General features: G+C 58.1%; 7 protein-coding genes and 3 tRNA genes. 7 read left to right on the top strand and 3 right to left on the bottom strand.

Features of this window, described 5'->3' with window-relative positions:
- The first annotated feature begins 77 nt into the window (after window positions 1-77).
- The 3 genes from ABD847_RS12530 (at window position 78) to ABD847_RS12520 (ending at window position 320) form a co-directional block, all read left to right on the top strand.
- Window positions 78-153, top strand: a tRNA-Lys gene (locus ABD847_RS12530).
- 7 nt (window positions 154-160) lie between these two features.
- Window positions 161-236, top strand: a tRNA-Val gene (locus ABD847_RS12525).
- Between the two features lie 8 nt (window positions 237-244).
- Window positions 245-320 (top strand) — tRNA-Lys (locus ABD847_RS12520).
- A 39-nt stretch (window positions 321-359) separates the two neighbouring features.
- Here ABD847_RS12520 and ABD847_RS12515 read toward each other — a convergent pair.
- Window positions 360-2,492: a methyl-accepting chemotaxis protein gene (locus ABD847_RS12515; protein WP_345013502.1), complete on the bottom strand. Its 2,133-nt coding sequence runs from the start codon at window positions 2,490-2,492 to the stop codon at window positions 360-362.
- 144 nt (window positions 2,493-2,636) lie between these two features.
- Here ABD847_RS12515 and nadA point away from each other — a divergent pair, with 144 nt between their 5' ends.
- A complete protein-coding gene (nadA, locus tag ABD847_RS12510) occupies window positions 2,637-3,692 on the top strand; it encodes a quinolinate synthase NadA (protein ID WP_345013501.1) in 1,056 nt (351 codons plus the stop codon).
- 214 nt (window positions 3,693-3,906) lie between these two features.
- On the opposite strand, the gene ABD847_RS12505 is transcribed toward nadA, so the two are convergent.
- Entirely contained in the window at window positions 3,907-4,152 is a 246-nt protein-coding gene (locus ABD847_RS12505) for a DUF2498 family protein (protein WP_345013499.1), read from the bottom strand.
- A gap of 126 nt (window positions 4,153-4,278) precedes the next feature.
- Complete coding sequence (gene ompA, locus ABD847_RS12500) at window positions 4,279-5,298, bottom strand: porin OmpA (protein ID WP_345013497.1); 1,020 nt, start codon at window positions 5,296-5,298, stop codon at window positions 4,279-4,281.
- Window positions 5,299-5,945: 647 nt separating this feature from the next.
- Between ompA and ABD847_RS12495 the strand changes: the two genes are divergently transcribed.
- The 3 genes from ABD847_RS12495 (at window position 5,946) to ABD847_RS12485 (ending at window position 11,335) form a co-directional block, all read left to right on the top strand.
- Window positions 5,946-6,209, top strand: a complete 264-nt coding sequence (locus ABD847_RS12495) for a helix-turn-helix domain-containing protein (protein WP_345013495.1) — start codon at window positions 5,946-5,948, stop codon at window positions 6,207-6,209.
- Window positions 6,210-6,398: 189 nt separating this feature from the next.
- Entirely contained in the window at window positions 6,399-7,646 is a 1,248-nt protein-coding gene (gene sbcD / locus ABD847_RS12490; protein WP_345013493.1) for an exonuclease subunit SbcD, read from the top strand.
- Window positions 7,643-11,335, top strand: coding sequence for an AAA family ATPase (locus tag ABD847_RS12485; protein ID WP_345013491.1), 3,693 nt, complete (start codon window positions 7,643-7,645; stop codon window positions 11,333-11,335). Before sbcD ends, ABD847_RS12485 begins: the two co-directional genes overlap by 4 nt.
- Window positions 11,336-11,344 lie beyond the last annotated feature (9 nt).

Genomic DNA, 11,344 nt, shown 5'->3' with positions numbered 1-11,344 from the left:
GCTTAGCTCAGCCGGGAGAGCACCTCCCTTACAAGGAGGGGGTCACTGGTTCGATCCCAGTAGCGTCCACCAGATTTGGGCTGTTAGCTCAGTTGGTAGAGCAGTTGACTCTTAATCAATTGGTCGAAGGTTCGAGCCCTTCACAGCCCACCACCTACCCGGACGCTTAGCTCAGCCGGGAGAGCACCTCCCTTACAAGGAGGGGGTCACTGGTTCGATCCCAGTAGCGTCCACCACTTTCCTCGGGTCGTTAGCTCAGTCGGTAGAGCAGTTGACTTTTAATCAATTGGTCGCAGGTTCGAATCCTGCACGACCCACCAGAATTAAGCCCGCTGCTGCGGGCTTTTCTTTTTACCTGATTAGGTGCGAAGTTTGCCTAGATGTTGCTCAAGGGAGCCGACCTGTTGTTGTAGACGCGCGCTGCCTTGATCTGCTCGCGTCGCCAGCCCAGTCAATGCAACGGCTGCATCGCCTATCTGGGTCAGGTTTCTGTTGATCTCCTCGCTCACCGAACTTTGCTCCTCTGCGGCGGTGGCCACCTGAGTGATGTGGTCGTTCATGGACTGTATCTGCTCGACAACCTCCAACAGGCTGTCATAGGCGGTGTTAGCCAATTGGACCGTTTCATCCGCACGAGTTACACCATTGTTGATGATCTGACTCGTGTTACCGACTTCAGCTTGCAGAGTCGATATTAACTGGCCAATTTCATCGGTGGAGCTGCGGGTCTTACTGGCCAGGGCTCTGACTTCATCAGCTACGACGGCAAATCCCCGGCCCATTTCTCCTGCGCGCGCCGCTTCAATCGCCGCATTGAGTGCGAGCAGGTTGGTTTGATCCGAGATGGCGCGGATCACATCCAGTATCCTGCTGATGTTGTCGCTGCTGGTACTGACTTTGCTGATCGCCTGATTGGCTGTCGTCATATCGGTTGCCAGCCAGCCAATGGCTTGTTTAGTCTGCTCCAGCACATTCTGGGCCAGATGAGTTCGTGTCGTGGCCTGCTCTGCCTCACTGGCCGATAACGCCGCATAGCGCGCTACATCCATGGCAGTGGTGCTCATTTGCTGCATGGCAGTGACCACACTGTCGATTTCTCGATATTGCACCGCAACACTCTTGTTGATTTGGTTTGCTATATCGCCAATCTGCTCCGCTTCGCCGGATACTTGATGTTCAACTGACTTCAGTTCATCCACCATCTCTCTGAGTTTGTTGATGAAACGGTTGATGCTGCGTGAGAGGTCAATTAATTCGGCATGGGTGTGCACCACCACTCGCTGAGTTAGATCTCCTTCGGCGTTACTGAGCGCTGCCACATGGGAGGTGATTTGGCGTAATGGTTTTGCGATGGTGCTCAGCAGCATGATCAGCATCATCAGTGCCAGCAGGGTAATGAGCCCGCCCAAGGCAATCTGTTTGATGCCGACTCCCTTTACCAACTCATCCAGTTCCATGGCTATGTTATCGGCAGGCTGCAATGCCACCGATTTGGGGACTGAGATGAGCAGTGTCCAGGTCTGCTCGGCAACTGGGATTTGGATTGGATAACGAACCATGAGCTGAGCTGCGGTTTGTAATGCCCCACCAGTGTTTTCCAACAGACTGTGCCAGCGGGTTCGCTCGTCCTCAGGCAGTTGACTTAACGGACGACCGAGTAAGTCGGCATGGCGATTACTGCCGACGATCAGCTGCTTGCTGCTTAGCAGCAGAACGTCCGCTTGCCCTGCGTATAATGCCTTGGCTAGGCTGAGTGTCTGCTGTTGAAACAAGGGTAGGTTGAGATCCACCCCTGTGATACCGACAAACTGACCATTATGCTTTAGCGGTACCGTCAGGCTGGTCATGAGTTGTTGCTGACCCGGACTGATTTCGAACACATAGGGTTCCATTAGGCAGGGTTTACCTTGCTCTTTGCCGCACAGATACCATTCGCCATTGCGGATCCCAAACTCATTGAGACTGGTATCGTATTTGGCGTTGCTAGCTGCTTCGTCGACCGCTTGTTGGGTTATGTTGCCCTGATCATCCCGGGTGAAGTACAGCTCCAGTGTCCCCTTGCCTTGGACTGAGTGGCTGGTGCCTTGCTGCCAGTCACTGTCTTTATCGGTATAGCCACCGGGTTCGAACTGAGCGTAGATGGAGCTGATGTTCGGTTCGTTATCGATTATGCCTCGCAGCAGTTGCTCTACTTGGGACCGTGCTGGCGCTTGCTCTGGCCGATTTATTCCTTCGTTCAGCATGCCTGCCACCGTCAAGGGGATGCGGTAAGCCTGATTCATAAAGGTGGCTATCTGCTCCCCATACTGGCCCGCCTGACCGGCGAGCCGTTGGCTGATTTCCGTCGTTAAGGACACTTTTGTCTTGTGGACGATGGCTTGATTGGCATTCTGTAGGCCAAACCACAGGAACAGGGTGGTCACCAGGCTGCTTAATAACAAGATGATAGTGACAAACAGCAACAGCTTGTTTTTTAGAGATAACTCCTTCATGGCACATCCTTGAACTGGGCGTCTGTAGTTAAATCCTAGCCAATGGGGTGGCGGTCTGCTCTCTTGTCCTGGCTGAATCCTTGGGCTTGATGCCCTCAAGAGGTATAATTTGTCGACCTTGTACGTGCAGAGTTAGAAAAACGGATGAGCCAAATTACTGTTGCCGAGCTGGTGTACCCTTTTCCACCCAAACCGGCCCCTTTGACGGGGCAGCAGCAGGCTGATTATCGCGCTAAAATCAAGGCCTTACTCAAGGCCCGCGATGCGGTACTGATTGCCCATTACTATACGGATCCAGAAATTCAAGCTCTGGCCGAGGAGACCGGTGGTTTTGTGGGTGATTCTCTGGAGATGGCTAAGTTTGGCAAGCAGCACTCTGCCCAGACACTTATCGTGGCTGGGGTGCGCTTCATGGGGGAAACGGCCAAGATCCTCAGCCCTGAGAAACGGGTGCTGATGCCGACCCTAAAGGCGGAGTGCTCTTTGGATCTGGGGTGCCCAGCCGAGGAGTTCTCGGCTTTCTGCGATGCTCATCCTGAGCATACTGTGGTGGTCTATGCCAATACATCGGTGGCGGTGAAGGCACGAGCTGACTGGATAGTCACATCCAGCATCGCGGTGGAACTAATAGAATATCTTGATGGTTTGGGCAAACCCATCATCTGGGCACCTGATCGACATCTTGGTGCCTATATTGCCAATAAGACCGGGGCTGACATGCTGCGCTGGCAAGCGGCCTGTATCGTCCATGATGAGTTCAAGGCCAACGCACTCAAACAGCTCAAGGCTCAATATCCAGATGCGGCCGTGTTGGTGCATCCTGAGTCGCCTGCCGCTGTTATCGAGATGGCGGATGCGGTGGGTTCTACCAGTCAGTTGATCAAGGCGGCTCAATCTCTCACTCACAAACGTCTGATCGTGGCTACCGACCGGGGCATTTTCTACAAGATGCAGCAGGCCTGTCCCGACAAAGAGATGATAGAGGCACCGACGGGCGGCGACGGCGCGACCTGTCGGAGTTGCGCCCATTGTCCCTGGATGGCTATGAACGGTTTGGTTGCCATCGCCTCTGCCTTGGAGGAAGGGGAGGGGCATGAAATCCTAGTCGAAGAGGCTATGCGTCAGAAGGCACTTGTTCCGCTTAACCGCATGCTGGCGTTCGCTGCTAATTTGCAACAAACAGTCCAAAGTAATATTTAACGACCATCTCTGTTTAAAGCCATGTCAGTCAGGCGTTTTGACTGGCATGGCTGATTGCCCTTGCAGTTAGATCCCTCGTCGCCTGGTTGCCGATCCACTAGGCGCTTTGTCTTGTTAGCGGCTTAGTCTAACCAATTCGGCTACTAAGCACTGTGCTAGGTGATCGAGATAGAGGTTGTTCATATCCGTCAGATCATGAGGCATGACATGCCAATTACTCTAGGCGGTACTGCTTGGAGAGTTCCGTTGCCAGCTGCTTGAAGATGTTGAATACGATGGTTGTGCGTGGTGTCGGTAGTCCATTTTCATCCAAGAAGAACTCCCCCTTAAAGACTAACACTCCCGCCTTTTCTTCTACCTCATTGGCTACCATGCCCGACTGGTAGTTTTCGTGAGACTGGATCAACTGATTGGCCTTTGCTAGCAGGCTGGCTTTATCGATGGATTGCCGATTGTTCATCTAAGTACTCCACTGTGTATCCGTTGGGGGGGGTGATTAAGGCTATGGCGCTATTGTGACCTAGCAAACGAGCGACAATAAAAAACCGCCCGAAGGCGGTTTTGTCAATCATTTTTACTGTATCGCTTAGGGCTGTACGGTCACTTGCTTGGTGCCGGTCACTTCGATGTTGACCCGACGATCCGGAGCCAGACACACGATCAGATCCTTGCGCTTCTTGATGCTGTCACAGCTGCTACCGGTGACGGAGTCTGCTTCGCCACGACCGACGGCAGAAACCTTGTCAGCCGGGATACCCTTCTGGACGAAGTAGTCGGCAACGGTCTGAGCACGCTTTTCAGACAGAGTTTGGTTGTACTGCTCGGAACCGATACGGTCGGTGTAACCGTACACGACAATGGTACCGTCAGTGGGTTGTTCAGCCTTGATGTTGGTGTACAGCTGATCCAGTGCGGTCATACCCTCGCTCTTCAAGGATGCCTTGTTGAAGTCAAACATGACGTCTGAAGACAGGGTGAAGGTCTTGGTCTCGATTACCGGCTCAGGAGCGGGTTCCGGGGCGGGTTCCGGGGCCGGTGCCACGTAGGTGGTGCGGGTCGGATAGTAGACAGCTTCCAGGCTCACGTTGTGAACATTGGTATTGCCGGTAGAGCTGTCGCCCAGGTCATGATAAACACGATAACGCAGTTGCAGATCCAAGGGGTCTGATACGCGATATGCCGCACCCAGACCAAATACGCCATCGGTGCCGTTATCGCTGGTGCCGAAGCTGTCGTTCTTCACATCGGAGAACATGACACCCAGTTCACCCAAAATGGCAAACTTGTCGGTCAGCGGATAACGCGGGATCACGGACAGGTTTACGCCGTTTGCACGGTAAGTGTCACCATTGACTTCGGCGTCACCCAGCCAGTTGTAACCGGCTTCCAGGCCCCAGTACTGATTGAAGGTGTAACCACCAAACAGACGATAGGAGGTAGCGTTGTCGTCGGTCGGCAGACCCAGACCATCGATGTCCGCATAGTTGCTCCAACCTACACCGCCACCCACGAAGGCGCCCTCGGCGTCATCTGCTTGAACGTTTGAAGCGAAGGTCAAGGCGGCGATGAAGCTTGCCACCAGAGTAGATGCCACTGTCTTTTGCATTGTTATCTCCTCGACTTAGGAATACCGGCATTGCCGGATTTGTGATGCGACCCACATTATCTGTCAGTGCTAAGCCACAAATAAAGGGGGGAGCAAAAATAAAGTACTCATCTGGACAAACAGGCTGGTTGCCGTATGAGCCTTAGCCTATGTCAGTCTAGACTACTTATATGACAAGGATCGACTTTTTTGTGGTGGTACTGCACCGGGTTAAGCGTGAGTTAAGTATGTGTCTAAATGCTCGATGCTGGGTTCGTAAGTGCTCCTAAAGGTTCAAGGCTTCAGCGTCAAAAAGGGGGCTGGGATGTTGGCTGGTCTGATCTGATAGTTTTTTCCATGGAAGAATGAAACCTGCCGACCTATGTTGAGTCTCAAGAGATATAGAGATCATATCGAGTCTGATCTAACTGGTTTGACCCTCTGAGGTTCCAGATGGCAAGGTGGGGCGAAATGGATCACAATATCAGAGGATGATTAATTAGTTTACCTGACAAGTTTGACGGTTTAAGATGCGCCCCGCTTGGGTGCTGGTTGAAGCACTACATCATAAAAAACAGAAAAACGAAAAAACGGAGCCGGATAAAACTGATACATGGCAATCACTACTAACCCTATGCGGTAGTACCGCTGGATGTGTGAGGAATCGTATGAATCCGAGTAATGTCTCCGTTGGACAAAAAATCCGTCAAATTCGTGAAACTATCGGCCTGAGCCGGCCCAAGTTTGCCGAGCTGTTGGGCGTACCGCCCACTACGCTGAAAAATTACGAATTAGGCTATCGCGAAGTAGGGGGCGCCTTTTTGGTGTCTCTGGCTCATCAAGAGCAACTTCACTCCTTCACCCTGTGGTTGTTGGCGGACAAGGTGGCCCCCGAAATTGGCCAGATCAGTCCGGAACAATACAGCAAGTAAATCGAGAAGCGTCACTCAAGGTGGCGCTTCTTTTTTGCTCCTTTGCTAGGTGTTGCCTCTGTCCGCTTGCTGATTTCAAGCAATGCTATTGATCTGCCATGCCAGCCATCTCTTGCTGCCATCGACATCACCTCCATGTGTTCACCGTGTTAGCATGCAAACCATCTATCTGTTGTTTTCAGGTTTTTCATGCGGATACTCCATACCTCTGATTGGCATCTTGGCCAGTCGTTTTACGGCAAGAGCCGAGCCTCCGAACACCAGGCCTTTCTTGACTGGCTGTTGGCACAGATACGGCAGTTTGATGTGGATGTCTTGCTGGTGGTGGGTGATATCTTTGATACGGGGACACCGCCCAGTTACGCCCGTACCCTCTATAACCGCTTCGTCGTCGATGTGCAGGCAACCGGCTGTCGACTGGTGATCCTGGGGGGTAATCACGACTCTGTGGCCACGCTGAATGAGTCGCGCGAGCTGTTGGCCTGCCTGAATACCCAGGTGGTGGCCGGCCCGGCTGCCGCGCCGGATCGGGTGTTGTTGCTCAAGGATCGCCAAGGTGAACCGGGCGCGCTCTTGTGTGCCGTGCCCTATCTTCGCGCCCGGGATCTGCTGTTATCCGCAGCAGGCGAGTCAGCCCTCGACAAGCAGCAGGCCCTGCAGCAGGCCTTGGCCGATACCTATCATTCGCTCCATCAGCTGGCACAGGTGCAGCAGGCTGCTCATCTAGAACGTACTGGCCGCAAGTTGCCCATTCTGGCTACCGGGCATCTGACCTTGGTGGGGGCGAGTCGCAGCGAGTCGGTGCGGGATCTTTATATTGGCACCCTGGATGCGTTGCCCCTGTCGGTATTACCTGAGTTTGACTATCTGGCGTTGGGGCATATCCACCGACCCCAGCACGTCGGTGGACTTGCCACGGTACGCTATTGCGGCGCCCCCCTGGCCATGAGTTTTGACGAGCTGGAGCAGTCCAAACAGGTGCTGCTACTGAACTGGGATGATGCCCAGCCCCCCGAGATAACCCCCTTGCTGGTACCCTGTTGGCAGCCCATGGCGCGTCTGAGCGGCAGCGTCGAATCGCTCTGCAACCAGATGACGGACTTGTCCGTGCCCGCTGGCCAGCCGTTGTGGCTGGATCTGGAGGTGACGCATCAGGGGTATCTGGGGGATCTGCAGGCACGTATCGAGCAGGTGAGTGCGGCGCTGCCGGTGGAGGTGTTGCTGCTTAGGCGCGTCCGCGAGCAGAGTTCGGTCTGGCAGGGGGAACCGACCGAAACCTTGAGTGAGCTGACGCCGCACGAGGTCTTTGCGCGCCGCTTGGCGCAAGAGGAGAGTCTGACGGGCGAAGCCCAGGATGCACGGCGGCAACGCCTGATAGACCACTTCAACCTGGTGCTGACGGAGCTTGAGGATCCGGCGCAGGAGGCGAGCGCATGAAGATACTGAGCCTGCGGCTGAAGAATCTCAACGCCCTGCGGGGGGAGTGGAAGATCGACTTTCGGTTGGCGCCGTTTGCCGGCGGCGGCTTGTTTGCCATCACGGGGCCAACCGGGGCGGGTAAGAGCACCCTGCTGGATGCCATCTGTCTGGCCTTGTATCACCAGACCCCGCGGCTGCAGGTGAGCCCCACTCAGAACGAATTGATGACCCGCCATTGCGCCGAGTGTCTGGCCGAGGTGGAGTTTGAGGTCAAGGGCGTGGGGTATCGGGCCTTCTGGAGTCAGCGGCGTGCCCGCTTGCAGCCGGATGGCAATCTGCAGCCCCCCCAGGTGGAGCTGGCGCGGCTGGCCGATGGCCAGATACTGGCGGACAAGGTGCGGGACAAGCTGGAGGCGGTGGCCAGCCTCACTGGCCTCGATTTTGCTCGCTTCACCAAATCCATGCTGCTCTCCCAGGGGGAATTTGCGGCCTTCTTGCATGCTCCGGCCAATGAGCGGGCCGAGCTGTTGGAGGAGCTGACCGGTACCGAAATCTATGGCCGCATCTCCTGTGCCGTGTTTGATAAAAGTAAACAGATGAAGGAGGCCTGCGACACCCTGCAGGCTCGCCTGGAGGGAGTATCGCTGTTGCCGGAAGCGGCGCGGCTGGCTCTGCAGGCCGACCTGACCGCCCATCAGCAGCAACTGGTTCAGCTACAGAATGCGCTGGGGGCGGTACGGCAAGCCAGCCAATGGTGGCAGGATTGGCGGCGTGCCGAGCAGCAACGGCAGCAGGCTGAGCAGGTCCTGGCGACCCTGGCGCAACAAGAAGCCGAGGCGGCACCGCAACTGGCTCGGCTGGCCCAGGATGAGCCGGCGCAGAAGTTGATGCTGGACTACGGTCGCTGGCAGGAACAGCAGGTGAGGGTGCGGCAACAGTCGGCATCGCGGGAGGCATTGGCCCTGCGGCAGCAGGAACTGGCGCAGGCGTCAGCGGAACAGGCGCAGACGGTTGAACAGGCGCAGGCGCGGCTGCATCAGGCCCAGGCGGCGTTTCAAGTCCGCCAGACGTTGATAGAGCAGGAGTTGCTGCCGTTGGAGCTGGCGAGTCAGGGACTGACGGAGCAGCAGGCGGTTCTCGTCAAGGACGCACAGCAAAGCGAGACTGCCTGGCGCGAGCAGGCTCAAATCGTGGCGGCACTTGAACAGCAGCAAGCGCAGAGCCAGCAGGCCATCCGAGAGCTGGAGGCAGAGTTGACGCCCTTGCTGCCTCTGGCGCCCTTGTCGGATCGCTTGCCGTTGTGGCAGTGGCAACTCGAGCAGCAGCAGCAGATGGCGGCGGACCTGCTGGAACTGACGGCACGGCGAGCCGCCCAGGCTGCCCGGCTGCAGCAGCTGGAGGCACAACGCGCGCCGCTGCATCAGGCGTTGTCGTTGGCGCAGGCCGCGACGGCCGACGCCCTGGCGGCATTGCGCCAGCTACAGGGGCAGGGCGAGCATCCCGAGGTCGGCGAGTCGCTGCTGTTGGCACAACAGGCGGCGCAGCAACGACAGGCCTGCTTGCTGCAGCTGCCACCACTCCTGGCTCGTTATCGGCAGCTGCAAGATCAGGCCCGTCAAGGGGCGGCACAGCAGGCCGAACGGCAGGCGCGTCTGACGGCCTTGGCACAGGAGCGGGATGCTCTGCGTGAGCAGTATCGCCAGCAGCAGCAACACTGCCATGTCCTGTCGCAGCGGCAGCAGGAAATCCAGGCCGCCGTACAGCTGGCGGCCCTGCGCCAATCCTTGATCCCCGGCTGTCCCTGTCCGGTGTGCGGCGCCACCGAGCATCCGTTGCCCCAGGTGGCGAACAGCCAATCCCATGCCGAGCTGGAGGCCGAGTTGGCCTTGGCGCAGCAGCAACTGGAGGCGCTCAAGGACCGCGGTAATGCCCTGAGCACCGAGCTCAAGTGGCTGGCCGAGCAGCAGGAGCAGGAGGCCGCCCGCACGCCGGCTTGGCAAGGCGAACTGGCTACCCTGGCGCAACAGTGGCAGCGGCTGCAGCCGGAGGATCTGAACCTGGGGTTGGAGGAGAGTGCCGGCCTGGAGGCGGCCTTGACCCAGGCCACCGCCGCGTTGCAACACAGCGAGCAGGCGTTGCGCCAGTGGCAGCAGTGGCAACAGGCGTTATTACAGGCGGAGCGGCGCTTAGGCGGCGTTCGCCAGCAGGAGCAACAGCTCCAGCAGCAGTGGGATCAGTTGTCGGCGCAACAGGCGCAGCTCACCCAGCAGCAGGAGGCCCTGCAGGGGCAGGAAAGAGCGCAGCAACAGTCGCTGGATGAGGCCCGTACGCAATTGGCCCAGGGGTTGGCCAAGGTCGGGCTGAGTATGCCAGCGCAAGAGCCACTGCGCTGGCTGGCCGATCTGCAGCTTGGGGTGGCACGGCTGCAGGCACTCCAGGCGCAACTGCAGGCGGCGCGGTCACAGCAGGCGACGCAGGCGGCCGAGCTGTCACTCCAACAGGCACGCGTACCCCAGTTGCAGGCCGAGCAGGCCCGCCAGGCGCAACGGCTGAGCGCGCTGACCGAACAGCTGCAGGGATTGCTGGCTCGCCGGCAGGCACTGGTGGGGGCGGCCAGCATAGCCCAGCTCAAGGCGGAGTCCCAGGCTCAGCTGCAGCAGGCCGAGGCCGATGTACAGGCGGCGCGGGACGCCTTGACGGCGGTTCAGACCGAGAAGGATCGACTGCAGGGGCAGTGGCTGGCGGCTTGCCAGGCCAGTGAGCAGGCTGAGCAACTGCTGGCGCAACGCAGGCAGCAGTGGCAGGCGGCTCTGGACGCCTCCATGTTTGCCGACGAGGCGGCCTTTCTGGCGGCCTGTTTGCCCGACGAGGTGCGTCAGCAGCTCCAACAGCTCAGACGGCATCTGGACACGCAGCGCCTGGCGGCCCAGGGACGGCTGGAACAGTGCCAGACGGGGCTGGATGCCCTGTCCGCCGCCCGGCCGACAGACAGGCAAGACCTGGCGGCGCTGGCCGAGCAGCTGACGGCGCTGGAGGCACAACAGGGCGAGGTGCAGCAACGCCTGGGGCAATGCCAGGAGCGGCTGGCGGCGGACACTGAACGCCGGCAGGCCCATGGTCGCTTGCTGGACGAGTTGGCTCAGGCGCGGGAGCATTACGACGAGTGGGCCCAGCTCAACCACCTGATCGGTTCCAAGGAGGGGGACAAGTTCCGGCGCTTCGCCCAAGGGCTGACCCTGGAGCATCTCATCATCCTGGCCAACGGTCAGCTCAGCCGGCTGCATGGCCGTTATCGCCTGGAGCGTAAGCCTGGCGAGAGCCTGGAGATGCGGGTGGTAGACACCTGGCAGGCCGATGCCCAGCGGGACACCAAGACCCTCTCCGGTGGCGAGAGCTTCCTGGTGAGCCTGGCCCTGGCCCTGGCCTTGTCGGAGCTGGTCAGCCACAAGACCAGCATCGACTCCCTGTTCCTGGACGAAGGCTTCGGCACCCTGGATACCGAGACCCTGGAGGTGGCGCTGGATGCCCTGGATAACCTCAACGCCTCGGGCAAGACCATCGGCATCATCAGCCATGTGGCGGCACTCAAGGAGCGGATCCCGGTGCAGATCCAGGTGAAGAAGCTGCCTGGATTGGGCATCAGTCAACTGGCCGCGGCCTACCGGGTGGAAGAGCGGGCGGCCGACCGTCACGCAGCGGCGATCTAGGCAGGTCTT

The organism is Pseudaeromonas paramecii, assembly GCF_039540575.1.
GTDB lineage: Bacteria > Pseudomonadota > Gammaproteobacteria > Enterobacterales > Aeromonadaceae > Pseudaeromonas > Pseudaeromonas paramecii.
The sequence above is the reverse complement of the archived record's forward strand: the minus strand, read 5'-3'. Positions and strand labels throughout refer to the sequence as shown.

Bases quoted from the DNA above. Each gene is read 5' to 3' on its own strand.
- ABD847_RS12515 (WP_345013502.1), bottom strand. From the start codon at position 2,492: ATGAAGGAGTTATCTCTAAAAAACAAGCTGTTGCTGTTTGTCACTATC.
- nadA (WP_345013501.1), top strand. From the start codon at position 2,637: ATGAGCCAAATTACTGTTGCCGAGCTGGTGTACCCTTTTCCACCCAAA.
- ABD847_RS12505 (WP_345013499.1), bottom strand. From the start codon at position 4,152: ATGAACAATCGGCAATCCATCGATAAAGCCAGCCTGCTAGCAAAGGCC.
- ompA (WP_345013497.1), bottom strand. From the start codon at position 5,298: ATGCAAAAGACAGTGGCATCTACTCTGGTGGCAAGCTTCATCGCCGCC.
- ABD847_RS12495 (WP_345013495.1), top strand. From the start codon at position 5,946: ATGAATCCGAGTAATGTCTCCGTTGGACAAAAAATCCGTCAAATTCGT.
- sbcD (WP_345013493.1), top strand. From the start codon at position 6,399: ATGCGGATACTCCATACCTCTGATTGGCATCTTGGCCAGTCGTTTTAC.
- ABD847_RS12485 (WP_345013491.1), top strand. From the start codon at position 7,643: ATGAAGATACTGAGCCTGCGGCTGAAGAATCTCAACGCCCTGCGGGGG.